Annotated in this window: 23 protein-coding genes and 2 tRNA genes; 10 read left to right on the top strand and 15 right to left on the bottom strand. The window is 70.5% G+C overall.

Going from position 1 to position 25191, the window contains the following annotated elements:
- Positions 1 to 295 precede the first annotated feature (295 nt).
- Positions 296 to 368, bottom strand: a tRNA-Ala gene (locus tag HCC30_RS19920).
- Positions 369 to 496: 128 nt separating this feature from the next.
- Between HCC30_RS19920 and HCC30_RS19925 the strand changes: the two genes are divergently transcribed.
- Positions 497 to 1048 (top strand): DNA-binding protein, encoded by a 552-nt coding sequence (locus tag HCC30_RS19925; RefSeq protein ID WP_169443980.1) that lies wholly within the window; start codon positions 497 to 499, stop codon positions 1046 to 1048.
- A 101-nt stretch (positions 1049 to 1149) separates the two neighbouring features.
- On the opposite strand, the gene HCC30_RS28765 is transcribed toward HCC30_RS19925, so the two are convergent.
- The 10 genes from HCC30_RS28765 to dnaA all read right to left on the bottom strand — a co-directional run bounded on the left by HCC30_RS28765 (position 1150) and on the right by dnaA (position 14562).
- A complete protein-coding gene (locus tag HCC30_RS28765) occupies positions 1150 to 1284 on the bottom strand; it encodes a DLW-39 family protein (protein ID WP_212732741.1) in 135 nt (44 codons plus the stop codon).
- A 123-nt stretch (positions 1285 to 1407) separates the two neighbouring features.
- A tRNA-Ile gene (locus tag HCC30_RS19930) sits at positions 1408 to 1481 on the bottom strand.
- Between the two features lie 197 nt (positions 1482 to 1678).
- Positions 1679 to 2443, bottom strand: coding sequence for a DUF3566 domain-containing protein (locus HCC30_RS19935; protein ID WP_169443981.1), 765 nt, complete (start codon positions 2441 to 2443; stop codon positions 1679 to 1681).
- 3 nt (positions 2444 to 2446) lie between these two features.
- Complete coding sequence (gene gyrA / locus HCC30_RS19940; RefSeq protein ID WP_169444111.1) at positions 2447 to 5047, bottom strand: DNA gyrase subunit A; 2601 nt, start codon at positions 5045 to 5047, stop codon at positions 2447 to 2449.
- A 127-nt stretch (positions 5048 to 5174) separates the two neighbouring features.
- Complete coding sequence (gene gyrB / locus HCC30_RS19945) at positions 5175 to 7256, bottom strand: DNA topoisomerase (ATP-hydrolyzing) subunit B (RefSeq protein ID WP_169443982.1); 2082 nt, start codon at positions 7254 to 7256, stop codon at positions 5175 to 5177.
- Positions 7257 to 7571: 315 nt separating this feature from the next.
- Positions 7572 to 8126, bottom strand: coding sequence for a DciA family protein (locus HCC30_RS19950; protein WP_169443983.1), 555 nt, complete (start codon positions 8124 to 8126; stop codon positions 7572 to 7574).
- The gene (recF, locus tag HCC30_RS19955; protein WP_169443984.1) at positions 8123 to 9247 is read right to left on the bottom strand and encodes a DNA replication/repair protein RecF; all 1125 of its coding nucleotides are present in this window, start codon (positions 9245 to 9247) and stop codon (positions 8123 to 8125) included. Before recF ends, HCC30_RS19950 begins: the two co-directional genes overlap by 4 nt.
- Before the next feature lie 25 nt (positions 9248 to 9272).
- Positions 9273 to 10154: a phosphogluconate dehydrogenase (NAD(+)-dependent, decarboxylating) gene (gnd, locus tag HCC30_RS19960; RefSeq protein ID WP_169443985.1), complete on the bottom strand. Its 882-nt coding sequence runs from the start codon at positions 10152 to 10154 to the stop codon at positions 9273 to 9275.
- Between the two features lie 247 nt (positions 10155 to 10401).
- On the bottom strand, positions 10402 to 11532 hold the full coding sequence (dnaN, locus tag HCC30_RS19965) for a DNA polymerase III subunit beta (protein ID WP_169443986.1): 1131 nt from the start codon (positions 11530 to 11532) through the stop codon (positions 10402 to 10404).
- A gap of 978 nt (positions 11533 to 12510) precedes the next feature.
- On the bottom strand, positions 12511 to 14562 hold the full coding sequence (dnaA, locus tag HCC30_RS19970; protein ID WP_169443987.1) for a chromosomal replication initiator protein DnaA: 2052 nt from the start codon (positions 14560 to 14562) through the stop codon (positions 12511 to 12513).
- A gap of 467 nt (positions 14563 to 15029) precedes the next feature.
- On the opposite strand from dnaA, the gene rpmH reads away from it, so the two are divergent.
- From rpmH to HCC30_RS20015, 9 genes are all read left to right on the top strand, one after another.
- Positions 15030 to 15167 (top strand): 50S ribosomal protein L34, encoded by a 138-nt coding sequence (gene rpmH, locus HCC30_RS19975; RefSeq protein ID WP_016472057.1) that lies wholly within the window; start codon positions 15030 to 15032, stop codon positions 15165 to 15167.
- Between the two features lie 24 nt (positions 15168 to 15191).
- A complete protein-coding gene (rnpA, locus tag HCC30_RS19980; protein ID WP_169443988.1) occupies positions 15192 to 15560 on the top strand; it encodes a ribonuclease P protein component in 369 nt (122 codons plus the stop codon).
- Positions 15557 to 15847: a membrane protein insertion efficiency factor YidD gene (gene yidD, locus HCC30_RS19985; protein WP_169443989.1), complete on the top strand. Its 291-nt coding sequence runs from the start codon at positions 15557 to 15559 to the stop codon at positions 15845 to 15847. Before rnpA ends, yidD begins: the two co-directional genes overlap by 4 nt.
- Positions 15848 to 15850: 3 nt before the next feature.
- Positions 15851 to 16996: a membrane protein insertase YidC gene (gene yidC / locus HCC30_RS19990; RefSeq protein WP_169443990.1), complete on the top strand. Its 1146-nt coding sequence runs from the start codon at positions 15851 to 15853 to the stop codon at positions 16994 to 16996.
- An 18-nt stretch (positions 16997 to 17014) separates the two neighbouring features.
- The gene (locus HCC30_RS19995; RefSeq protein ID WP_169443991.1) at positions 17015 to 17515 is read left to right on the top strand and encodes a R3H domain-containing nucleic acid-binding protein; all 501 of its coding nucleotides are present in this window, start codon (positions 17015 to 17017) and stop codon (positions 17513 to 17515) included.
- A complete protein-coding gene (gene rsmG, locus HCC30_RS20000) occupies positions 17512 to 18261 on the top strand; it encodes a 16S rRNA (guanine(527)-N(7))-methyltransferase RsmG (RefSeq protein WP_169443992.1) in 750 nt (249 codons plus the stop codon). The genes HCC30_RS19995 and rsmG overlap by 4 nt, the downstream gene beginning before the upstream one ends.
- Before the next feature lie 340 nt (positions 18262 to 18601).
- Positions 18602 to 19666, top strand: coding sequence for a ParA family protein (locus HCC30_RS20005; RefSeq protein ID WP_277348014.1), 1065 nt, complete (start codon positions 18602 to 18604; stop codon positions 19664 to 19666).
- Positions 19663 to 20799 carry a ParB/RepB/Spo0J family partition protein gene (locus HCC30_RS20010; RefSeq protein WP_169443993.1) on the top strand — a complete coding sequence of 379 codons (1137 nt, stop codon included), beginning with the start codon at positions 19663 to 19665 and terminating at the stop codon, positions 20797 to 20799. The genes HCC30_RS20005 and HCC30_RS20010 overlap by 4 nt, the downstream gene beginning before the upstream one ends.
- Before the next feature lie 85 nt (positions 20800 to 20884).
- Positions 20885 to 21502 (top strand): GNAT family N-acetyltransferase, encoded by a 618-nt coding sequence (locus HCC30_RS20015; protein ID WP_169443994.1) that lies wholly within the window; start codon positions 20885 to 20887, stop codon positions 21500 to 21502.
- A 72-nt stretch (positions 21503 to 21574) separates the two neighbouring features.
- Here HCC30_RS20015 and trxA read toward each other — a convergent pair whose 3' ends face one another.
- The 4 genes from trxA to sigM all read right to left on the bottom strand — a co-directional run bounded on the left by trxA (position 21575) and on the right by sigM (position 25027).
- Entirely contained in the window at positions 21575 to 21904 is a 330-nt protein-coding gene (gene trxA / locus HCC30_RS20020) for a thioredoxin (RefSeq protein WP_169443995.1), read from the bottom strand.
- A gap of 95 nt (positions 21905 to 21999) precedes the next feature.
- On the bottom strand, positions 22000 to 22977 hold the full coding sequence (gene trxB / locus HCC30_RS20025) for a thioredoxin-disulfide reductase (RefSeq protein ID WP_169443996.1): 978 nt from the start codon (positions 22975 to 22977) through the stop codon (positions 22000 to 22002).
- A 230-nt stretch (positions 22978 to 23207) separates the two neighbouring features.
- Positions 23208 to 24224: a zf-HC2 domain-containing protein gene (locus HCC30_RS20030; protein ID WP_169443997.1), complete on the bottom strand. Its 1017-nt coding sequence runs from the start codon at positions 24222 to 24224 to the stop codon at positions 23208 to 23210.
- On the bottom strand, positions 24221 to 25027 hold the full coding sequence (gene sigM / locus HCC30_RS20035) for an RNA polymerase sigma factor SigM (RefSeq protein ID WP_169443998.1): 807 nt from the start codon (positions 25025 to 25027) through the stop codon (positions 24221 to 24223). Before sigM ends, HCC30_RS20030 begins: the two co-directional genes overlap by 4 nt.
- Positions 25028 to 25191: the final 164 nt, after the last annotated feature.

The raw sequence follows: 25191 nt of genomic DNA on the forward strand, positions 1-25191 counted from the left end.
ACCAGCCCCCGACTTCTCACCTGCAAGCCCACCGGAACCGACCCGCCACCGCACCCCCGCACCCCCGACGTGACGACGCCCACTCCCGCGCACGCCCCACCCGCGCGCTCCCCGCCCTCCGCCCGGGACCACCGGCACCCCGACGCCCCCCACGGCCCACGACGCCCCGCCACCGGCCCGCACCGGACCCACGCGTCCCAGGGCCTTGCCCGGCCCTCCCGGGAAGCGGCCCGGCACACACGAAAAAGAGGTCCTCCGACCTGCGTTTCCACAGGTCGGAGGACCTCTCGCGGTGTGGAGCCTAGGAGAGTCGAACTCCTGACATCTGCCATGCAAAGACAGCGCTCTACCAACTGAGCTAAGGCCCCGCGCTCAACAAGGGTACAAGAGCCTGAAGCCGAATCCTGACCGGGTCTCGCCCAGCGTCCCGCCCCCTCCGTAGGATGCACCGCAAGTTCGCGCCAGCGAAGCGGCCAGGGGAGCCAGGGGAGACGTGATGGACGCAGCACAACAAGAGGCAACCGCGAAGGCGCGGGAGCTCCAGAGCCAGTGGTACGGCGAGCCCCTGGGCACGCTCTTCCGCAGGCTGATCGACGATCTGGGGCTCAACCAGGCCCGGCTCGCCACCGTGCTGGGACTGTCCGCCCCCATGCTGTCGCAGCTGATGAGCGGCCAGCGCGCGAAGATCGGCAACCCGGCCGTCGTGCAGCGCGTCCAGTCCCTCCAGGAGCTGGCCGCCGAGGTCGCCCGCGGCGACATCAGCGCCGCCGACGCCACCCAGCGCATGGACGACATCCGCCGCACCGCCGGCGGCAGCGTCCTCAACAACAGCGCGCACAGCGGCCCTTCGGGCACCTCGCAGACCCCGGTCAAGCGCGTCGTCCGCGAGATCCAGTCGCTGCTGCGCTCGGTGTCGGACGCGGCGGACATCATCGAGGCGTCCTCGACGCTCGCCGACTCCCACCCCGAACTGGCCGAGTTCCTGCGGGTGTACGGCGCCGGCCGCACCTCGGACGCGGTGAAGCACTACGAGGCCCACCAGAACTGACGGCCCCGCCCCGCTCCGCAACCCCCGTACACAGCACGAGGCCCCGGCACCGCGAGGAACGCGGCCGGGGCCTCGGTCAGGAATGCTGCGGGGTCTGTGGGTCACACACCCGAACCTGCGGGCACGGAGTCGGTCGCCTCCGTCCACAGATCCTGCTCGGCGCGATCCGCCTGGATCTGGCGGTACACGAGGAGCCCGCCGACGGCGGCCAGTGCGACCAGGAGAAGCTTCTTCACCGCGCTACCTCGTCCTTCTGAGAGACGTTGGGACCTTCTGGCGCCCGATGATACCCAACAGCCTCACACGACAAAGCAGTCGGCCCGCCCGGAGATGATCTCCGAACGGGCCGACCGTTGCTGTGCGGCTACCTGGACTTGAACCAGGGGCCTCATCCTTATCAGGGATGCGCTCTAACCATCTGAGCTATAGCCGCTCGCGCTCTCGCGCTGCACCGAAAGATTAGCGCACTTCAGCCCGCGTTCCCAAATCCGCTCCCGGAGGCCCTTCCGGAGCGGCCGCCGGGCGGTCCGGAAGCCCCGCGACGAGGGCGTGCACCGCTCCCGGAAGGACGACGGCGGGTGCCGGGCCCGTGGGCCCCGCACCCGCCGTCGCGGGGTGTGTGCGCCGGGACTACTCGTCCTCGGCCAGCGTCAGTTCGACGCCGCCGACGAAGCCCGCGGAGATGTTGTAGATGAAGGCGCCCAGGGTGGCCAGGGCCGTCGCCAGGACGACGTCGATGACCGCGATCACCGAGGTGAACAGCAGCACCCGGGGCAGCGAGAGGAAGGACTCCAGGTCGAAGCCGCCGCTCTCACCGGTGCCCGTCGCCTCGCTGACCGTGCCGCCGACGGAGGTGAAGACGCCCATGGCGTCCATCACCATCCACAGCACGGAGGCGGCGACGATGGTGCACAGCCCCAGCGCCAGCGACAGCAGGAAGCTGACCTTCATCACCGACCACGGGTCGGCCTTGGCCACCCGGAGCCGCGCCTTCCGGGTCCTGGGGACCGTACGCGCGTCGGTGCGCGGCTTGCGGACGCCGCCGATCAGCGACTCGTCCTCAGCCGCCGACGGCGCCGGGTAGGCCTGCGGCGGACGGTGCGGCTCGGCCTGCGGCTGCGCCGCCGTGCCCGCGCCCCCCGCCGAAGCACCCGCCGACTGCGGTTCGGCGGCGGGGAGGGGCTGGGCGCCGGCCGCCGGAGCCGAGGACGACGTACCGGACCCCGACTTCGGCGCGGACTTCTTCGGCTCCGTCTTCGTCCCCGGCTTCTCGGACGTGGCCGGCGTACCCGAAGGCTTCTTCGGCTCCGTCGTCTTCGTCCTGTCCTTGGACTTCGTCCGCGCCGCCGCCCCCTGAGACGAGCCGGCCGACGGCTGGGGCTGAGCACCACTCACGACTTACTCCTCGTCGTTCGATGTGGCCGGGGACTCCCCGGACTCCCCACCGGGCTCCACAGCCGCCTCCACTTCCTCGGCCTCACGACCGGCCTCGGCGTTCCGCGCGATGCCGACAACCGCGTCCTTCTTGCCCAGGTTGATCAGTTGGACGCCCATGGTGTCACGGCCGGTCTCCCGCACCTCGCTGACCCGCGTGCGGATCACACCGCCGCCGAGCGTGATCGCGAGGATCTCGTCGCTCTCCTCGACGACCAGCGCGCCGACCAGTTCACCGCGGTCCTCCACGATCCTGGCCGCCTTGATGCCGAGGCCGCCGCGGCCCTGGATGCGGTAGTCGTCCACGTCCGTGCGCTTGGCGTAGCCGCCGTCGGTCGCGGTGAAGACGAAGGTGCCGGTGCGTACGACGTTCATGGACAGCAGCTCGTCGCCCTCGCGGAAGCTCATGCCCTTCACGCCGGAGGTGGCGCGGCCCATCGGGCGCAGTGCCTCGTCGGAGGCGACGAAGCGGATCGACTGGGCCTTCTTGCTGACCAGCAGCAGCTCGTCCTCGCCGGAGACCAGCTCGGCGCCGATCAGCTCGTCGTCGCGGCCGTCGTCCATCTGACGGAGGTTGATCGCGATGACGCCGCCGGAGCGCGGGGAGTCGTAGTCCTTCAGCGGGGTCTTCTTCACCAGGCCGGACTTGGTGGCGAGCACCAGGTACGGCACCGCCTCGTAGTCACGGATGGCGAGGATCTGCGCGATCTGCTCGTCCGGCTGGAAGGCCAGCAGGTTCGCGACGTGCTGGCCGCGGGCCTCGCGGCCGACGTCCGGCAGCTCGTAGGCCTTCGCGCGGTAGACGCGGCCCTTGTTGGTGAAGAACAGCAGCCAGTGGTGCGTGGTGGAGATGAAGAAGTGGTCGACGATGTCGTCCTCCTTCAGCTTGGTGCCGCGCACCCCCTTCCCGCCGCGCTTCTGGGCCCGGTAGTCGTCCGTCTTCGTCCGCTTGACGTAGCCGCCACGGGTGATCGTGACGACGATGTCCTCCTCGGCGATGAGGTCCTCGATGGACATGTCGCCCTCGAAGGGGATCAGCTTCGTCCGACGGTCGTCGCCGTACTTGTCGACGATGGCCGTCAGTTCGTCGCGGACGATCTCGCGCTGGCGGGCGGGCGAGGCCAGGATCTTGTTGTACTCGTCGATCTTCGCCTGCAGCTCGTCGTGCTCGGCGGTGATCTTCTGACGCTCCAGCGCGGCCAGGCGGCGCAGCTGCATCTCCAGGATCGCGTTGGCCTGGATCTCGTCGATGGCGAGCAGCTCCATCAGGCCGCCGCGCGCCACGTCGACCGTCTCGCTGCGCCGGATCAGCGCGATGACCTCGTCGATCGCGTCCAGCGCCTTGAGCAGGCCGCGCAGGATGTGCGCCCGCTCCTCGGCCTTCCGCAGCCGGAACTGCGTACGGCGGACGATCACGTCGATCTGGTGCGAGACCCAGTGCCGGATGAAGGCGTCCAGCGCGAGGGTGCGCGGCACGCCCTCGACCAGCGCGAGCATGTTCGCGCCGAAGTTCGTCTGCAGGTCGGTGTGCTTGTAGAGGTTGTTCAGCACGACCTTCGCGACGGCGTCCCGCTTGAGGACGATCACCAGACGCTGGCCGGTACGGGACGAGGTCTCGTCACGTACGTCGGCGATGCCGCCGATCCGGCCGTCCTTGACCAGCTCGGCGATCTTCAGCGCGAGGTTGTCGGGGTTGACCTGGTACGGCAGCTCGGTGACGACCAGGCACTGCCGGCCGTGGATCTCCTCGACCTCGACGACGGCGCGCATCGTGATCGAGCCGCGGCCCGTCCGGTACGCCTCCTCGATGCCCTTGCGGCCGACGATCAGCGCGCCGGTGGGGAAGTCCGGGCCCTTGATCCGCTCGATGAGGGCTTCGAGCAGCTCCTCGTTGGAGGCCTCGGGGTTGTCCAGGTACCACTGCGCACCCGCGGCGACCTCGCGCAGGTTGTGCGGCGGGATGTTGGTGGCCATGCCGACCGCGATGCCGGCGCTGCCGTTGATCAGCAGGTTCGGGAAGCGGGCCGGCAGGACCGTCGGCTCCTGGTTCCGGCCGTCGTAGTTGTCCTGGAAGTCGACGGTCTCCTCGTCGATGTCCCGGAGCATCTCCATGGCCAGCGGCGCCATCTTGCACTCGGTGTACCGCATGGCGGCGGCCGGGTCGTTGCCCGGGGAGCCGAAGTTGCCGTTGGAGTCGACCAGCGGCATCCGCATCGACCAGTGCTGCGCGAGGCGCACCAGGGCGTCGTAGATGGAGGTGTCGCCGTGCGGGTGGTAGGTGCCCATGACGTCGCCGACGACGCGGGCGCACTTGTAGAAGCCCTTCTCGGGGCGGTACCCGCCGTCGTACATCGCGTACAGCACGCGCCGGTGCACCGGCTTGAGGCCGTCGCGGATGTCGGGCAGCGCACGCGAGACGATCACGCTCATCGCGTAGTCGAGATACGAACGCTGCATCTCGGTCTCGAGGCTCACCGGGTCCACTCGGGCCGCCGCGCCCTCGATCTGGACCGGCGCCGGGTCGCCCTCGACGCTCTCGGGGCTGGGGGGGTTCTCGTCGGCCATACTCTCGCTCAAGTCCTGTCTGTGTTTTACGGAGGGGATTACGGAGCGTTTCCTCCGCGCTGTCCGCAGTTCCCGCGCGGGGGTACGAGACGGGCTCGTGACCGCCCGCGCGGGCCGGCCGACCGGCTCAGATGTCGAGGAAGCGGACGTCCTTGGCGTTGCGCTGGATGAAGGAGCGCCGGGCCTCGACGTCCTCACCCATGAGGATCGAGAAGAGGTCGTCGGCGGCCGCCGCGTCGTCCAGCGTCACCTGGCGCAGCACCCGGTGGTTCGCGTCCATGGTGGTGACGCGCAGCTCCTCGGCGTTCATCTCGCCCAGACCCTTGAAGCGCTGGATCGAGTCGTCCTTGATGCGCTTGCCCTGCTCGCGGCCGAGCTGGACGAGGCTGTCCCGCTCGCGGTCCGAGTAGGCGTACTGGTGCTCGTCCCGGCCCCACTTGACCTTGTACAGCGGGGGCTGGGAGAGGAACACGTGCCCGGCCTCGACGAGCGGACGCATGAAGCGGAACAGCAGCGTCAGCAGCAGGGTGTTGATGTGCTGGCCGTCGACGTCGGCGTCCGCCATCAGAATGATCTTCTGGTAGCGGAGCTTCTCGATGTCGAAGTCCTCGTGGATGCCGGTGCCGAAGGCCGAGATCAGCGCCTGGACCTCGGCGTTCTGCAGCACCTTGTCGATCCGCGCCTTCTCGACGTTCAGGATCTTGCCGCGGATCGGGAGGATCGCCTGGTACTCGGGGTCACGGCCGGACTTGGCCGAGCCGCCGGCGGAGTCGCCCTCGACGATGAAGATCTCGCACTTCGCCGGGTCGTTGGACTGGCAGTCGCTGAGCTTGCCCGGCAGCGAGGCCGTCTCCAACAGGCCCTTGCGGCGGGTGAGATCGCGGGCCTTGCGGGCCGCCACCCGGGCCGTCGCGGCCTGGATGCCCTTGCGGATGATGTCCGCGGCCTCGTTCGGGTTCCGGTCCAGCCAGTCGGCGAAGTACTCGTGCGTGATCTTCTGCACGAAGGTCTTGGCCTCGGTGTTGCCCAGCTTGGTCTTGGTCTGGCCCTCGAACTGGGGCTCGCCGAGCTTGACCGAGATGATCGCCGTCAGGCCCTCGCGGATGTCCTCACCCGTGAGGTTGTCGTCCTTCTCGCGCAGCAGCTTCTTGTCCCGCGCGTACCGGTTGATCAGGCCCGTCAGCGCCGCACGGAAGCCTTCCTCGTGGGTGCCGCCCTCGTGCGTGTGGATCGTGTTCGCGAAGGAGTAGACGCCCTCGCTGTACTGGTTGTTCCACTGCATCGCGACCTCGACCGAGAGCATGCGCTCCTTGTCCTCGGCCTCGAAGTCGATCACCGTGGGGTGAACCAGCTCCCCCTTGCGGGAGTTGAGGTACTTCACGAAGTCGGAGATGCCGCCCTCGTAGTGGTACGCGACGGAGAGCTGCTTGCCCTCCTCGTCGACGTGCTCGGGGCGCTCGTCGGTCAGCGCGATCGACAGGCCCTTGTTGAGGAACGCCATCTCCTGGAAGCGGCGGGCCAGGGTCTCGAACGAGTAGTCCGTGGAGTCGAAGATGTCGCCGTCGGCCCAGAACGTCACCGACGTCCCGGTCTCCTCCGTCGCCTCGTTCTTGAGCAGGGGCGCGGTGGGCGTGCCCATCTTGTAGTCCTGCGTCCAGCGGAAGCCGTCGGTCCTGACCTCGACCGCGACCTTGGTGGACAGCGCGTTGACCACGGAGACGCCGACGCCGTGCAGACCACCGGAGACCGCGTACCCGCCGCCGCCGAACTTGCCGCCCGCGTGCAGCACCGTCAGCACGACCTCGACCGCGGGCTTGCCCTCGGACGGGACGATGCCGACCGGGATGCCGCGGCCGTTGTCCGTGACGCGCACCCCGCCGTCGGCCAGCAGCCGTACGTCGATGGTGTCCGCGTAACCGGCCATCGCCTCGTCGACCGCGTTGTCGACGACCTCCTGCACCAGGTGGTGCAGGCCGCGCTCGCCGGTGGACCCGATGTACATACCGGGCCGCTTGCGTACCGCCTCCAGGCCCTCGAGCACGGTGATCGCGCTGGCGTCGTAGGACGGCTCGGGCGCCGCGGCCTCGGCCGCCTGACCGGCGCCGGGCTCGGCTACGGGCACGGCGGCGCCATCGATGTCGGAGGGGTTCTGCTCGTTCTCGGGGTGATTGCCGGAATCGGCCACGAAGCGCCCTTTCTGGCACAGCACAGGCCGTCTCCAGGGCATGGCGGAGCGGCTGCGTAGTTCGACATGTTCCGCAACGGGGCGGGGTTCGCGCTCCAGTGTACCGCTGGCGTCACGGGGAATGGGGGTTTGCCGGTGCCTGAGTCCGCATGTGCCGGTCTCAACCGCCCTGAGCCGACTCCCCATATGCAGACCGGGGGGCGGATGCGCTCACAGGGGCGCTCAGAGCTTTGATGTGTCAACGCTTCGTCACCGTGAGCGCCGTCACCCACTACGGACCCTTATCGCCCGATATGACGCCCCGCCGGAGGCCGGAACGGGCACGAGGAAGCCGGCGGCCTACCCGTAGGTGTCGCCCGGACCCTTGCTGCCCGGGGCGCGCAGCGGGCCGGAGCGCGTGGTCGGCGCCTCGGGGCCGCGCACCTTGATCAGCTTCACCGTGCCGGGGCCCAGGTCCTCGTTGAGCCGGGCGACCAGCCGGGGCGCCAGCAGCCGCAGCTGCGTCGCCCACGCCGTGGAGTCGCAGCGCACCGTCAGCGTGCGCTCCTCCTCGTCGTACCGCTGCGGCTCGCAGTGCTGCGCGACCTGCGCGCCCACCAGCTGCGGCCACCGGCCCATCACACCGCCGACGGCGGCGGGGGCCTCCCAACCGCGGTCCGTGATCAGCCCGTTGACGGCCGAGCCCAGCGCGACGGGGTCGCGCCCGTCCCGGCGCGCGCCGGAGCGCAGGCCGCCGCGGCGCGCCTGCTTCTTCTGCTGCGCGGCCGCTCCGCGCGCGCGGGCCTGCTCCTTCGCGGCCCGCAGCGCGACCCGGGCCAGGTCCACGCCGGTGGGCTCGGGCACCGGACGCTCCTCGGCGCCCGGCGGCGTACGGTCTTCCGCTTCCTCGCTCACAGCCGGGTGACCTCCCCTCGCGCCACCGCGTAGCGGGCGCCGGCCAGCACCCCGGGGACGTCCTCCGGTACGGCCGCGGTGACGAGCACCTGTTCGCCCGGAGCGACCAGTTCCGCGAGGCGTTCCCGGCGCTTCACGTCCAGCTCGGCGAAGACGTCGTCCAGCGCCAGCACCGGCTCGGGGCCCTCGCCCTCGCTCTTCAGCAGCTCGTAACTGGCCAGCCGCAGGGCCAGCGCGTACGACCAGGACTCGCCGTGACTCGCGTACCCCTTCGCGGGCAACTCGCCCAGTTTCAGGAGCAGTTCGTCACGGTGCGGGCCGACGAGGGTGACCCCGCGCTCGACCTCCTGCTTGCGCGCCTCGCCCAGCTCGGCCAGCAGCCGCTCGTACAGCTCCTCGCGGGAGCCGCCCACGGCCGGGCCCTTGTACTCCAGCTCGACGGGGCCGCCGCCCGGCGCGAGGGCCTCGTACGCCTTGTCGACCAGCGGGCCCAGCACGCCGATCAGGTCCAGCCGCTGGGCCAGCAACTCGGCGCCGACGCGGGCCAGATGCTGGTCCCACACGTCCAGGGTGGAGAGGTCGACGGTGCGGCCGCCGCCGTGCCTGCGGGCCATCGCGGCCGACTTGAGCAGCGAGTTCCGCTGCTTCAGCACCCGGTCGTAGTCCCCGCGCACGCCCGCCATCCGGGGCGAGCGCGCGGTGACCAACTCGTCCAGGAACCGGCGCCGTTCGCCCGGGTCGCCCTTCACCAGGGACAGGTCCTCCGGCGCGAAGAGCACCGTCCGCACGATGCCCAGCACGTCCCGCGGGCGCACCTGCGAGGAGCGGTTGATCCGCGCCCGGTTCGCCTTCCCCGGGTTCAGCTCCAGCTCGACGAGCTGCTGCCGCTCGCCCTCCCGCACGGCCGCGCGGACGATCGCGCGCTCCGCGCCCATCCGCACCAGCGGGGCGTCGGACGAGACCCGGTGGCTGCCCAGCGTCGCGAGATAGCCGACGGCCTCCACCAGATTCGTCTTGCCCTGGCCGTTCGGGCCGATGAACGCGGTGACGCCCGGGTCGAGGGGAACCTCGGCCCGGGCGTACGAGCGGAAGTCGGCGAGCGAGAGATGCGTCACGTGCACGGTCGGAGCCGACCTCCAGCGGCTGCTACTTCTTCTTGCTCTCCACCGCGTGGCCACCGAACTGGTTGCGCAGCGCGGCGATCATCTTCATCTGCGGCGAGTCCTCCTGGCGGGAGGAGAAACGGGCGAAGAGCGAGGCGGTGATCGCGGGCAGCGGCACCGCGTTGTCGATCGCCGCCTCCACCGTCCACCGGCCCTCGCCGGAGTCGGCCGCGTATCCGCGCAGGTCGGCGAGGTGCTCGTCGTCGTCCAGCGCGTTGACCGCCAGGTCCAGCAGCCAGGAACGGATGACCGTCCCCTCCTGCCAGGAGCGGAAGATCTCACGCACGTCCGTGACGGAGTCCGCGGCCTCCAGCAGCTCCCAGCCCTCGGCGAAGGACTGCATCATCGCGTACTCGATGCCGTTGTGCACCATCTTGGCGAAGTGGCCTGCGCCGACCTTGCCCGCGTGCACCGAGCCGAACTCGCCCTCGGGCTTCAGCGCGTCGAAGACCGGCTGGACCTTCGCGACGTCCTCGGCGGAGCCGCCGTACATCAGCGCGTAGCCGTTCGTAAGGCCCCAGACGCCGCCGGAGACGCCGCAGTCGACGAAGCCGATGCCCTTCTCGGCCAGCTCCTTCGCGTGCTTCTCGTCGTCCGTCCAGCGCGAGTTGCCGCCGTCCACGACGACGTCGCCGGGGGAGAGCAGCTCGGCCAGCTCGTCGATCGTCGACTGCGTGGCCGCGCCGTGCGGCACCATCACCCACACCACGCGGGGGCCCTTGAGCTTGCCCACGAGCTCCTCGAGCGAGGCGACATCGGCGATGTCCTGATTGCGGTCGTAGCCGACAACCGTGTGTCCTGCGCGGCGGATGCGCTCGCGCATGTTGCCGCCCATCTTGCCGAGACCGACGAGACCGAGCTCCATCACTGCCCCTTCTTTCACCAAAACTGACCCGGGTACCTGGGGCCGAGCCTACGCCCACAGGCCCCTGCACAGTTGTGGACTCGTCCCGCTCACATGGGCCTGACCTGCGGATCTTCCCCCGCCGGGGCCGCACCCGTCCGGGGCGGCGGGCCGCCGGGACGGCACGACGGCGCCCCGGGCCGTGGTCCGAAGACCGGCTCCGGGGCGCTTCGTCGCGGGCCTCCGGCCGCGGGCCGGAGAGGCGGCGTCAGCCGGAGAGGCGCACCGGCATGATCAGGTACTTGTACGCGTCGTCGGCCTCGACGTCCTTCGCGGGCTTGCCCGTGAGCAGCGCCGGCTTGGTGGACGTCGTGAAGGACAGCTGGGCCCAGGGGGAGTCGATGGCGCTGAGGCCCTCCAGCAGGAAGCCCGGGTTGAAGGCGATCGACACGTCGTCGCCCTCCAGGTCCGCCTCGACGCGCTCCACAGCCTGTGCGTCGTCGCTGGAACCGGCCTCCAGGGTGAGCACACCCTGCTCGAAGCTCAGCCGGACCGGGGTGTTCCGCTCCGCGACCAGCGCCACACGCTTCACGGCCTCGACGAACGGCGCCGTCTCGATCTTCGCGACCGAGTTGAACTCCGTCGGGAACAGCGTCCGGTACTTGGGGAGGTCGCCCTCCAGCAGCCGCGTCGTCGTCCGGCGGCCCGCGCCCTCGAAGCCGATCAGGCCCTCGCCGGAGCCCGAGCCGGAGAGCGCCAGCGAGACGCTGTCCCCGCTGCTCAGCGACTTGGCGGTGTCCAGCAGCGTCTTCGCCGGGACGAGCGCCACCGCGGAGGAGTCCGGCGTCTCCGGCTTCCACAGGAACTCGCGGACGGCGAAGCGGTAGCGGTCCGTGGAGGCGAGGGTGACGGTGTCGCCCTCGATCTCGATCCGCACACCCGTCAGCACCGGCAGGGTGTCGTCCCGGCCGGCGGCGATGGCCACCTGCTGGACGGCGGAGGCGAAGACCTCACCGGGGACGGAGCCGGTGGCGGTGGGCATCTCCGGCAGCGCCGGGTACTCCTCCACAGGCAGTGTGTGGAGGGTGAACCGCGAGGAGCCGCAGACCACCGTGACGCGGACGCCGTCGGTGGAGATCTCCACCGGGCGGTTCGGCAGCGCGCGGCAGATGTCCGCCAGCAGCCGGCCGGAGACCAGGACGGTGCCCTCGTCGTCGACCTCTGCGTCCACCGAGACCCTCGCGGAGACCTCGTAGTCGAAGCCGGAGAGGCTCAGCGTGCCCTCTTCCGCCTTCAGCAGCAGGCCCGCGAGGACCGGCACCGGCGGACGGGCGGGGAGGCTCTTGGCCGTCCAGGCCACCGCCTCCGCGAGAACATCGCGCTCTACCCGGATCTTCACCTTCAGCCGCCTCCTGCTGTTGCTGGCTGCTCGCCCTGCTCGTGTCTGTCGCTGCTTGCCGGCTCCACCGCTGTGGGGCGTTGCCGGGGGTCCAGTCTGACGCACGTCTCGGACAGTCGGTGCGGGCACGGGTCAAGTCGAGCCGAGCGGGGTATGACGTGAGCGGCTCGAGTTATGCACAGCCCCCACTTCGAATCGAATCCCGGGCTCTCTCTAGGTGGTCGTAGTAGTAGGGCTTGTGGAAACCGTGGATAAGCCCGTTTCCGCAGCTCAGAGCCGAGATTTTGTCCACCGGGCCTGTGGGCGCAGCAGTGGACGGAGAGGGGTTCGCTGTGGACACGCGAGCTCTGTACACACCCGATGCACAGGCGGACGGCACTTCCCCACAGCTCCGCCCACAGAATTACCCGGCTTACCCACAGCCCAACCCACGGCCTTGGTGTGACGGCTTTCACTCGCACCGGTGAGCAGGCGCGTGCGCTTGCCGAACAGTGGACAGCTCTGTGGAGAAGCTGGGGACAACCCCCGTCTTCCTGTGGGCGGGCAGTGGACAACCAACTCACCGTCCGGTGGGCCCAATCAGGCGTCCACACCCTGTGGATGACGATTGCGCACAAGTACACAGCCCTCTGACCTCGGCAAACTATCCCGTGCGCCGGTGCCCTGTGGACACTGTCGGGAAAAACTACGGGGTCCCCAGGGTGTGGACGCCATCTTCCGCCCAGATCTGTGGACTTCGCATCCCCAAGACGGTGGATTCGAACAGCGAGCTTCCGACGGGGAGTTGGCGCGTCCGCTCCTCAACACCCGCCGCCCGCACCCACAGACGGTGGACGGCGCCCATCGCGCTCGCGGGAGCGCCCTCACCGACGTACCAGGGGCGCACCCCGCGTACGCGAGAGAAGCGCCCGTACGCACGCGAGGGGCCCGGCGGCGCGTGTGTGCGCCGCCGGGCCCCTCGGGCGGTGTGTCCGGCCGTCAGCCGTTCTTGATGCGGTTGGTCAGCTCGGTGACCTGGTTGTAGATGGAGCGGCGCTCGGCCATCAGCGCGCGGATCTTCCGGTCCGCGTGCATGACGGTGGTGTGGTCGCGGCCGCCGAACTGCCCGCCGATCTTGGGCAGGGAGAGGTCCGTGAGCTCACGGCACAGATACATGGCGATCTGTCGCGCGGTGACCAGGACCCGGCTGCGCGAGGAACCGCACAGGTCGTCCACCGTCAGCCCGAAGTAGTCGGCGGTGGCGGCCATGATGGCGGGCGCGGTGATCTCCGGGGTGGCGTCCTCGCCGCCGGGGATGAGGTCCTTCAGCACGATCTCGGTCAGCCCGAGATCCACCGGCTGCCGGTTCAGGGACGCGAAGGCGGTGACGCGGATCAGCGCGCCCTCCAGCTCCCTGATGTTCCGCGAGATGCGGGAGGCGATGAACTCCAGCACCTCCGGCGGGGCGTTGAGCTGTTCCTGCACCGCCTTCTTCCGGAGGATCGCGATCCGCGTCTCCAGCTCGGGCGGCTGGACGTCCGTGATGAGGCCCCACTCGAAGCGGTTCCGCAGCCGGTCCTCCAGCGTTACCAGAGCCTTGGGCGGCCGGTCGCTGGACAGCACGATCTGCTTGTTCGCGTTGTGCAGCGTGTTGAAGGTGTGGAAGAACTCCTCCTGCGTCGACTCCTTGTCGGCGAGGAACTGCACGTCGTCGACGAGCAGGATGTCCATGTCCCGGTACCGCTTGCGGAAGGTGTCCGCCTTGCCGTCCCGGATCGAGTTGATGAACTCGTTGGTGAACTCCTCCGAGCTCACGTACCGCACCCGCGTCCCCGGGTAGAGGCTGCGCGCGTAGTGCCCGATCGCGTGCAGCAGATGCGTTTTGCCGAGCCCCGACTCCCCGTAGATGAACAGCGGGTTGTACGCCTTGGCCGGCGCCTCGGCCACGGCGACGGCGGCCGCGTGCGCGAACCGGTTCGAGGCGCCGATGACGAAGGTGTCGAAGAGGTACTTCGGGTTCAGCCGCGCCGTCGGCTCACCGGGCCCGGTGGCCGGCGCGGGCTGCGCGGCCAGCGGCCCGGGCGCCCCGCTCGGCGCGGGCAGCTGCGAGGGCCCGTCGTACGGCGGCGCCGGCGGCTGACCCTGCGCGGGCAGCCGCGGCTCGGCCTGCTGCGGCCTGCCCTGATGCCGCCCGCCGCCCTGCTGCCCCCGGTCGTAGGAGTGCTGCTGCGGCACGGCGGCCTGCTGCTCGTAGCGCTGCTCGTACGCCTGCTGCTCGTACTGCTGCGCCGGATGCGGCTGCTCGTACTGCTGGGGCTGCTGCTCGTACTGCGGCTGCTCGTAGGGCTGTTGGGGCAGCTGGCCCGCGTAGTGCTCGGGCGCGGGCTGCTGACCCGGCCAGCTGCCGGGACGGTGCTGCCCCTGGCCCTGGCGGCCGTGCCCCTGCTGCGGGTGGCCCTCGCCGCCGAAGTCACCGGGGAACTGGCCCTGCTGCTGCGGAGCTTGGGGGAAGTCCGGGTACGCCGGACGGGCACCGGGAAGCTCCCGGCCGCCGTCGTAGCCCTGCTGGCCCTCGTACGACTCGTACTGCTCGTACGCCTGGCCGCCGCCCTCGTACCCCTGCTCGTACCCGCCGGCGCCGTGCTGCTGGGGCACCGAGGGGCCCGGCTGCTGCTCCTGCGCGGGCTGCGGCTGCTGCGGCGCCGACTGCGGGGCGGGCTGCGGCTGTTGGGGCGCGGGCTGGGCCTGCTGCGGCGCGGAGGCCATGCCGGGGACCTCGGGGGCCGGGCCCGTGACGGTGATCGCCAGCCGGATCGGCTGCCGGCACTCGCGGCCGAGCGCCTCGCTGATCATCGGCGAGAGCCGCCCCTCGACGACACCCTTCGCGTACTCGTTGGGAACCCCGATCAGCGCGGTGCCGGAGACGAGGACGAGGGGCTGGCAGTCGCGCAGCCAGCGCTGGTCCTTGGCCTCGACACCCTGTTCGTCGGAGAGCAGCTGATCCAGTACGCGTGGCCACACTGCGGCAAGATCGGCAGGTACGTCAGCCACGCGGCACGCTCTCTCACTCGCTGGGTGTGGGGGCCTTCCGGGAAGTCGACCGGATCCCACGAATGTGTGGTTCTCAGCGCGGTCGGGAAGGATCGGGAGTTCCGTCACGGTAGTCAGCCCGGCGTGCACCATTCAAGTCGTTGTCCACAGGCTGTGCACGAGTGCAGTAGGCGCAACCCCTGGAAGTGCGGGGTGGGAGGGCTTGGGACGGGGTGCCGGAGGGGTCCCGTCAGCCCTCGTTTGACCGGATGCTGTGGCCGCGCGTACCGTAACCAGGTCGAGTTGTCGACGGCTGCTGCCGCCTGCCTCCGATGGGCAAAGGTCCCCGAGAACCTTCGTGGATCGTGATGCGGTGCACACTCGGGCGTGATCGCGAGCTCCTCGTGGGCGCACGGTGACAGCCAGTCGACGCCCCACACCCTGTCGCACGGGATCCGTGTGACTCGAAGCATTTCTGGAGCCCCCGAGTGAGCAAGCGCACCTTCCAGCCGAACAACCGTCGCCGCGCCAAGACCCACGGTTTCCGGCTGCGCATGCGGACGCGCGCCGGCCGCGCGATCATCGCGAACCGCCGCAGCAAGGGTCGCGCCCGCCTGTCGGCCTGATCTGTCTGACCGCAGGTCCATGTCGTGCTGCCTACCGAGAACCGGCTGAGGCGGCGCGAGGACTTCGCAGCCGCGGTACGCCGAGGACGTCGCGCCGGAAGGCCGCTCCTCGTCGTACACCTACGCAGCCGCAAGGACCCGCACGTGGCGGGGGGAGAGGCTCCCCCCGCGCGTGCGGGTTTTGTCGTAAGCAAGGCGATAGGCAACGCCGTCGCCCGCAACCTCGTGAAGCGAAGGCTGCGGCATCTGGTGCGCGAGCGGTTGGCTCTCCTGCCCGCAGGTAGCCTGGTGGTGGTGCGGGCGCTGCCCGGTGCGGGTGAGGCGGGCTACGACGAGCTGGCCCGCGACCTGCACACCGCTCTGCAGCGGCTGCTTGGAGGGCCTTCGCGATGAAGTACCCGCTGCTGTGGTTGATCAAGCTGTACCAGTGGACCATCAGTCCCCTGCTCGGTCCTGTGTGCCGCTACTACCCCTCGTGCTCGCACTACGGGTACACGGCCATCAACCGGCACGGTGCTGTGAAGGGAACGGGGCTGACCGCCTGGCGCATCCTGCGCTGCAACCCGTGGTCACCAGGTGGCGTCGATCACGTTCCTGCCCGGAAGCACCCGGTATGGCACCAGCGGCTGCGTGCCCGCTGGCAGCAGCGCCGGACCCAGTCCAACGCCCAAGGAGCTTGATTCGTGGACACGATCCTCGGTCCTCTCTATACCGCTGTCTCCTGGATCATTGTCCAGTTCCATTCGCTGTTCAGTCTGGTCTTCGACGCGGACGGCGGCTGGGCCTGGGGTCTGTCCATCTTCTGCCTGGTGGTCCTGATCCGGATCTGCCTGATCCCGCTCTTCGTGAAGCAGATCAAGTCGACCCGGAACATGCAGGCGCTCCAGCCGAAGATGAAGGCCATCCAGGAGCGCTACAAGAGCGACAAGCAGCGTCAGTCCGAAGAGATGATGAAGCTGTACAAGGAGACGGGCACCAACCCGCTCTCCTCGTGCCTGCCGATCCTCGCGCAGTCGCCCTTCTTCATCGCGCTCTTCCAGGTGCTCAACCACATCGCGAGCAACAAGCCCGTCGGCGTCCTCAGCGCCGAGCAGGTGGACAGCGCGCGGAACGCCCAGATCTTCGGCGCCCCGATCGCCGCGAAGTTCATGGACAGCGCCGACAAGGCCGCTGAGCTCTCCGCCTCGCTGACCGACATCCGCGTGGTCACGGTCATCATGATCGTCCTGATGTCGGCGTCGCAGTTCTACACGCAGCGCCAGCTGATGACGAAGAACGTCGACCTCACGGTGAAGACGCCGTTCATGCAGCAGCAGAAGATGCTGATGTACGTCTTCCCCATCATGTTCGCCGTCTTCGGCATCAACTTCCCCGTCGGTGTCCTCGTCTACTGGCTGACCACCAACGTGTGGACGATGGGCCAGCAGATGTACGTGATCAAGCGCAACCCGACTCCGGGGTCCCGTGCCTTCACCGAGCGCCAGGAGAAGCTGCGCGCCCAGGGCAAGCTCAAGGAGGACCCCAAGGAGGTCGAGGCGCGCGAGGCCGCCGAGGCCGCGCGTACCCGTCGCCAGCAGCCCAAGCGGCAGACGAAGGCCCAGCGCCAGTCCGGCGCCGCGGGCTCCCAGACCCAGGACGCGGGCGACGGCTCGACCGGGTCCGAGGAAGCCGCCGAGTCCGGGAAGAGCGCCGGCGCCTCGCTGGACAAGGGCGACTCCCCGGCCAAGAAGTCCGGCTCCGGCCAGCAGTCCAAGAAGTCGGGTCAGAAGAAGTCCGGGCAGCAGCGCAAGAACGGCCCGCAGCGCCCCAAGCACCCGTCGAAGAAGTAGGAAGAAGGAGTCCACGCCGTGACGGAGACGACTGCCGCAGAGGGCGCCGACACCATGACCCACCTGGAGCAGGAGGGTGAGGTCGCGGCCGACTACCTCGAGGGGCTTCTCGATATCGCCGACATGGACGGCGACATCGACATGGACGTCGAGGCCGACCGTGCCGCGGTGTCGATCATCGGTGAGGGTGCCGGGCGCGACCTGCAGAAGCTGGTCGGCCGCGACGGCGAGGTCCTGGAGGCGCTCCAGGAGCTGACCCGCCTCGCGGTGCACCGCGAGACCGGTGAGCGCAGCCGCCTGATGCTGGACATCGGCGGGTTCCGCGCGCGCAAGCGCGAGGAGCTGGCCGAGCTCGGCGCGAAGGCCGCCAAGGACGCGCGGAGCGGCGGCGAGCCCGTCAAGCTCCGGCCCATGACGCCCTTCGAGCGCAAGGTCGTGCACGACGCCGTCAAGGCGGCCGGCCTGCGCAGCGAGTCGGAGGGCGAGGAGCCGCAGCGTTGTGTGGTTGTGCTGCCGTGAGTGACGAGGCAGCGGAATCAGCGAAACTCCCGGAGCCTCCCGAGGCGGCCGAGGAGGTCTTCGGCGATCGCCTGCCGGAGGTCGTGCGCTACGCCGAGCTGCTCGCGGACGCCGGTGTGCGGCGCGGGCTGATCGGTCCGCGTGAAGTGCCGCGCCTGTGGGAGCGGCACCTGCTGAACTGTGCGGTGCTCTCGGAGGCCGTCTCCGAGGACGTCACCGTCTGCGACGTCGGCTCCGGTGCGGGCCTGCCCGGCATCCCGCTGGCACTGTGCCGCCCCGACCTGCGGATCACGCTGCTGGAGCCCCTGCTGCGGCGGACGACCTTCCTCCAGGAGGCCGTCGAGCTGATGGGCCTGGACCACGTCACGGTGGTCCGCGGCCGCGCCGAAGAGGTGCTGGGCACGCTCGACCCGGTGCATGTCGTGACCGCCCGCGCGGTCGCGCCGCTGGAGCGGCTGGCCGGCTGGGGCGTGCCCCTGCTGCGTCCGTACGGCGAGATGCTGGCGATCAAGGGGGACACGGCCGAGGAGGAGCTGCGTACCGCGCGTGCGGCGCTGCAGAAGCTCGGCGTCGTGGAGACCTCGGTGGTGCACGTCGGCGAGGGCATCGTCGATCCGCCGTCGACGGTCGTACGGGCCGAGGTCGGGGAGAGCCCCGGCGGCGTCCGGTTCGCGGCGAAGCGGGCCAAGGCCCAGAAGGCCGCCCGGTCGGGCCGCTCCTCCAGGGGCGGGCGCCGGCGCCGCTGACGCACATCGGAACAGGCAGAAGCCGGATCGCTTGAGAGCGGTCCGGCTTTTCCGTGTCCGCGGGGCCTACGGGGCTGGCCCAGGCACTGCCCGGGGGGGGGGGACTACTCCAATGAGCCGCTTGCGGCGTGTGGCGCGGAGTGTCGTCGGGGTGCGAACTGCCGCACCGTGCATCGTGTTTCACGTGAAACGCCGCTCACTCTTGCACGGAATCATTGGTCGCGGTCGTGCGGCGGCTACTGCTGCTGGTCCGCGCGACCCCAAGAAGAGGCTTGAGCCCCGTTCTGAGACGGATTCATCCACAAGTCAGTGGGGCTCGCTGGTTCATGACACCGAAGGCATGGCAGGCTCTGTGCATAGCGAGCCTGATGTCGAGGAGAGTGAACCGTTGCGGTCCGACGCCAACATCGCGGGACCGATGGCCGATCCGGTCCCCGGCCCCCGTTCGGAACAGGTGGAAGTTTCACGTGAAACTCCACCGCCCATGGATGATGCGCCGATCGGGCGCGCCGCCCAGCAGGCAGTTGAGGCGATGAACCAGGGAGGCGAGAGGCTTCCCCGTCCCGAGCAGACCCGGACGATGATCATCGCCAACCAGAAGGGCGGGGTGGGGAAGACCACGACGACGGTCAACCTCGCGGCCTCGCTCGCCCTGCATGGCGCCCGGGTCCTGGTCGTGGACCTCGACCCGCAGGGCAACGCCTCGACCGCGCTCGGCGTCGACCACCGCGCCGAGGTCCCCTCGATCTACGACGTCCTGGTCGAGAGCAGGCCCCTCTCCGAGGTGGTCCAGCCCGTGAAGGACGTCGAGGGCCTCTTCTGCGCCCCGGCCACCATCGATCTCGCCGGTGCGGAGATCGAGCTGGTGTCGCTGGTGGCGCGGGAGAGTCGTCTGCAGCGGGCCATCGCCGCGTACGAGCAGCCGCTGGACTACATCCTCATCGACTGTCCGCCCTCGCTCGGGCTGCTGACGGTCAACGCCCTGGTCGCGGGCGCCGAGGTGGTCATCCCGATCCAGTGCGAGTACTACGCGCTGGAAGGGCTCGGGCAGCTGCTGCGCAACGTCGACCTCGTGAAGGGCCATCTCAACCCGAGCCTCCACGTGTCGACGATCATCCTCACCATGTACGACGGCCGTACGCGACTGGCCTCGCAGGTGGCGGAGGAGGTGCGGACCCACTTCGGGGCCGAGGTGCTGCGCACCAACATCCCCCGCTCGGTCCGGATCTCCGAGGCCCCCAGTTACGGGCAGACGGTCCTCACGTACGACCCGAGCTCCAGCGGTGCGCTCTCCTACCTGGAGGCGGCCCGTGAGGTCGCGCTGCGCGATCCGAACGCGCGGCGTCAGGCAGCGGTGGCTGCACAGCAACAACAGCACAGCGGTATGGCGGAGGGGACCCAGTGAGCGATCGACGTAGGGGGCTGGGACGGGGGCTCGGTGCGCTGATCCCGGCCGCGCCCGCCCCGGCCAACGGTGAAGTGGCGGGGGACGGGCAGGCGACCACGTCTCCGTCGAGCGTGCCCGTGATGCCGTCGGACCGTGGCGTCGCGGCGGCGAAGGTCGCCGGGCTCACCGGCAGCGGGACGGTTTCACGGGAAACGCCGCCCGAGGAACCGCAGTCGGAGACGCCCGCCGAGCAGCCGGCCGAGGAGACCGAGAGCGTCGAGGCGGTGGAGGGCGCGCACTTCGCGGAGCTGCCGCTGGCCTCGATCACGCCCAACCCGCGGCAGCCGCGTGAGGTCTTCGACGAGGACGCGCTCGCCGAGCTGGTCACCTCCATCAAGGAGGTCGGCCTCCTCCAGCCCGTCGTCGTACGGCAGTTGGAGCCGGGGCGCTACGAGCTCATCATGGGCGAGCGGCGCTGGCGGGCCTGTGGCGAAGCCGGTCTGGAGAAGATCCCGGCCATCGTGCGAGCCACGGAGGACGAGAAGCTCCTCCTGGACGCGTTGCTGGAGAACCTGCACCGGGCGCAGCTGAACCCGCTCGAAGAGGCGGCCGCGTACGACCAGTTGCTCAAGGACTTCGACTGCACGCACGACCAGCTGGCCGACCGCATCGGGCGGTCGCGTCCGCAGGTGTCCAACACGCTGCGGCTGCTGCGGCTTTCGCCGTCGGTGCAGCGCCGGGTGGCGGCGGGGGTCCTCTCGGCGGGGCACGCCCGCGCGCTGCTCTCGGTGGAGGACGCCGAGGAGCAGGACCGGCTGGCCCACCGGATCGTGGCCGAGGGCCTGTCCGTACGGGCGGTCGAAGAGATCGTCACGATGATGGGCGGCTCGGCGAAGAAGTCGGCGAAGGCGAAGGGGCCGCGCGCGGGCAAGCGCGTCTCCCCCTCGCTGGACCACCTCGCCAGCCGGCTCTCCGACCGCTTCGAGACCCGGGTGAAGGTCGACCTGGGGCAGAAGAAGGGCAAGATCCTCGTCGAGTTCGCGTCGATGGAGGATCTGGAGCGGATCATCGCGCAGCTGGCTCCCGGTGAGGGACCCGTGATGGAGAAGCCTTCGGACGGTGAGGCCGAGGAGAAGCCGGACGAGAAGTAGGCGGCTGCCCCGCTGCACAACCTTGCGCCGGGCCGGGCCCGGCGAAGTCACCGACGAGCTGTCGCCCCGTGGATACGATGGATCCATGGGGCGACAGCTCGTTCCGCTCACGCTGGACAATCTCTCGGACCTGCCCGACCCGTGCCGCGACTGTGTGTTCTGGGAGTTGGACCCCGTCAGCGGTGGCTCGGCGGCACGTGCCGGCAGAGCCGCGGCGGAGAAGGAAGCCTGGATCTCGGCGGTGCTGCTGGAGTGGGGCTCGTGCGGCCGCGTCGTCCATGTCGACGGTGAGCCCGCGGGGTTCGTGCTGTACGCGCCGCCCGCGTACGTGCCCCGCTCCTTCGCGTTCCCGACGAGTCCCGTCGGGCCGGACGCGGTGCAGCTGATGACGGCGCGGCTGCTGCCGGAGTTCCAGGGGCAGAGGCTCGGGCGGGTGCTGGTGCAGACGGTGGCGAAGGACGTGCTGCGGCGCGGCTTCCGCGCGCTGGAGGCGTTCGGGGACACGCATTGGACGGCCCCCGCCTGCGTTCTGCCCGCCGACCACCTGCGCGCGGTCGGCTTCAAGACGGTGCGGGCGCACTACCGGTATCCGCGGATGCGGCTCGATCTGCGCTCGACCGTCACCTGGAAGGAAGACGTGGAGCGGGCGCTGGACCAGCTGTTGGGCGCGGTGCAGAAGGACCCGGCGCTGCGGCCGCTGTGACGGGCGCGGCAACGAGAACGGGCCCGGCCTCCGGGCGAGGCGCGGGCCCGTTTCACGTGGAACCGAGGAGGTTCAGCCGATGAAGTCGGCGAGGTCCTTCTCGATCGCGGCCTTCGGCTTGGCGCCGACGATGGTCTTCACGACCTCGCCGCCCTGGTAGACGTTCATCGTCGGGATCGACATGATGCCGAACTTGGCGGCGACCGCCGGGTTCTCGTCGATGTTGAGCTTGACGATGGTGAGCTTCTCGCTGTGCTCCGCCGCGATCGCCTCCAGGGAGGGGGCGATCTGGCGGCAGGGGCCGCACCATTCGGCCCAGAAGTCGACCAGCACGGGCTTGTCGCTCTTCAGGACAAGCTCGTCGAAGTTCGCGTCGGTCGCGGTCACGGTGGCACCGGCCATGGGGTGTGCTCCTCTTCTTGTGGTGGGTGTGGGGGATTACGTGTGCGGCGTCCGGGGCGGCGGACCGGTCGGGCCGGTCCGCCCGCTCGGACGGATCAGACCGCGGTGGCCTTCTCCGGCTCCGGGGTCTTCTCGCCGTCCACGAGGGCGGCGAGGAAGCGCTCGGCGTCGAGGGCGGCCGAGCAGCCGGTACCGGCTGCGGTGATGGCCTGGCGGTAGGTGTGGTCGACGACGTCACCGGCGGCGAAGACACCGGGGATGTTCGTGCGGGTGGAGGGGGCGTCGACCTTGAGGTAGCCCTCCTCGTCGAAGTCGAGGACGCCCTTGAACAGCTCGACGCGCGGGTCGTGGCCGATGGCGACGAACAGGCCGGTGACGGGCAGCTCGGAGGACTCCCCCGTCTTCGTGTTCTTCAGCGTGAGGCCGCCCAGCTTGCCGTCCTTGCTCTGGATCTCGGCGACCTCGCTGTCCCAGGCGAAGGTGATCTTCGGGTCGGCGAAGGCGCGCTCCTGCATCGCCTTGGAGGCGCGCAGGGTGTCGCGGCGGTGCACGACCGTCACGGACTTGGCGAAGCGGGAGAGGAAGGTCGCCTCCTCCAGCGCGGTGTCGCCGCCGCCGACGACGGCGATGTCCTGCTCGCGGAAGAAGAAGCCGTCGCAGGTGGCGCAGTAGGAGACGCCGCGGCCCGACAGCTCGTCCTCCATGGGGAGTTCGAGCTTGCGGTGCTGCGAACCGGTGGCGATGATCACGGTGCGGGCCTGGTGCACGGTGCCCGCCGAGTCGGTCACGGACTTGATCTCACCGGAGAGGTCGACGGAGGCGACGTCGTCCGGGATGAGCTCGGCACCGAAGCGCTCGGCCTGGGCGCGCATCTGGTCCATGAGCTCAGGACCCACGATGCCGTTCTGGAAGCCCGGGTAGTTCTCCACCTCGGTGGTGTTCATCAGCGCGCCGCCGGCGGTGACGGAGCCCTCGAAGACGAGGGGCTTCAGGGACGCGCGGGCGGTGTAGAGAGCTGCGGTGTAGCCCGCGGGCCCCGAGCCGATGATGATCACGTTGCGGACGTCGCTCACGGGAGTCTTCCTTGTCTGCAGTCTGCCTTCAGGGGTCCTCTGCCGAGGCTCTCACCCCAACCCAACGGATCCTAAACGGGAGACATTCCCGTCCGCGCACAGCGTGCCAAGGCGCGTCCGGTTACCGCGAGGAGCATTCCGGCGGGCTTCCGCGGGCCGCGTGCCGATCCTCTTCCGGACGCTGTTCCCGGGCCGCCGTCGCCACCTGCGGCACACGGTGCCGGTGCGGATCAGCCGCGGGGGTACGTCCGGTGGAGGAGGACGTCGCCGGGGCCGGACGCGTCGCCGCTCACGCAGGAGGCGTCGACGAGGTAAGCGTCGACGCGGTCCCCGCTGCCGCCCGCGTGCGGGTAGACGACGAGATAGCCCGTGCGGTCGTCGACCCGGACGTCGTCCTCGGCGGCGATCGGGGTCTCCTCGCGGCCGGTTCCCTCCCGTACGCACGAGGGGACCGTGGTCGCGTCGCCGCTGAGCGGGCTGTTGCCCGGGCTGCGCCGGGTGTCGACCTTGGGCGAGGCGCCGGTCGCCGGCTGCCCGTCCGTGACCAGGGCCTGCACGCGCCGCTGGAGCGCCTCGTCCTCGCCGGGGCCGGGCGGGCGCTCGGCCACGGGGGCGGGCGCCGTCGTGGTGACGGCCTGGACGACGATGCCGCCGACGCCGAGCAGCGCGGCGACGCAGGCGCCGACGAGCAGGCCGAGCCGCTTCCGGCTGCGGCGCCGGGGGCCGGTCTGGCGGCCGGGGCCGGTGGCCGGGGTGTGGGCGCGGGGGCGGCCGGCTCCGCGGGTGGCACCGGTTTCACGTGAAACGGGGACCGGCGTATCGGGGGCGGGGCGGGCGGGCTCGGGCTCAGCTTCGTCGGTCCGGTCCTCGGGCTCCGGGAGTGCGGCGGCGTCGGACGGGTCCGTGGCGTCGACCCGTTCCGTGGTGTCGGACGCGGTGCCGGTTTCACGTGAAACGGCTGCCGGCGGGGCGGCGTCGAGGAGGGCCTCGGCCGCGAGGGCGGCGTCGATGCGGCCGGCGATGTCCTCCGGCATCCGGACCGGTCCTGGGAGCGTGCCGAGGGCGTCGCGGATCTCGTCGAGGGAGTCCCGGACGTCGGCGCAGAGGGGGCAGTCCGCGAGGTGGGCGCGGACGTCCGTGGCGCGCTCGGGCGGGAGCAGGCCCTCGGTGAGGGCGGAGAGCTCGGCGACCTCGGGGTGCTCGTCCGTGGGGGACGACGGGTCGGGTGTGAAGGGGGTGGGCGTCATGTCTCTTCTCCTCCCTTCACGGTTCCGGGCGGTCCTGCGGTGTCTCTCGAGGGTGGGACGGATGTCCTCCGAGTCCGGTTCCTTCCCCGGCGAGGCGGTGACGTATCCCCCTTCGCTCCTTCGGAGTCGGGGGACTGCGGGGACTCGGTGGCCTCGCCCGGTGGCCCGTCCGCGTCCGGCCGGGGCGGTGCCGGTGGGCGGAGGTGGCCGAGGAGGGGGAGGAGGCGGGCGCGGCCGCGGGCGCAGCGGCTCTTGACGGTGCCGACGGCGACGCCGAGCACCTCGGCCGCCTCGGCAACGGGGTAGCCCTGCATGTCGACGAGGACGAGGACCGCGCGCTGGTCCACCGGGAGCTGCCCGAGGGCGGTGACGAGTTCGCGGTGCAGATCGCGGCGCTCGGCGGGGGCCGCGGCCGACTCCTCCGGCTCCAGCAGCTGGTCGAGGCGCTCGGTGTCGTCGGTGAGTGACGTACGGCGGGCGGTGGTCTTGCGGGCGCGGTCCAGGCAGGCGTTGACGGTGATGCGGTGCAGCCAGGTGGTGACGGCGGACTTGCCGCGGAAGGTGTGGGCGGCGCGGTAGGCGGAGACGAAGGCGTCCTGGACGGCGTCGGCGGCCTCCTCGCGGTCGCCGAGAGTGCGGAGGGCGACGGCCCAGAGGCGGTCGCGGTGGCGGCGTACGAGTTCGCCGAAGGCGTCGGGGTCTCCGTCGACGTGCCGGGCGAGGAGCGTCCGGTCGTCGGTGTCCCGGAGGGCGCGTGGGCCGTCGCGGGCGGGTGGCTCCTGCTCGCCGTGTGTGTCGTTCACCGCTGACTGCCTCCCCTGGTCCCCGCCCGTCGACGCCTCACCGGCGCCGACTCGTCCGGGTGGCTTCTCGTCCCGCCGCTATCCCCGGTCCGGCGGCTGGAGCTCCGCGTCCGGTTCGTTGCTGCTGCCCCGTGCCCCGCGCGGTACGCCCCGCTCCCCCGCAC

Origin of the sequence: Streptomyces sp. HNM0574 (genome assembly GCF_012726235.1) — a bacterium.
Classification (GTDB): Bacteria; Actinomycetota; Actinomycetes; order Streptomycetales; family Streptomycetaceae; genus Streptomyces.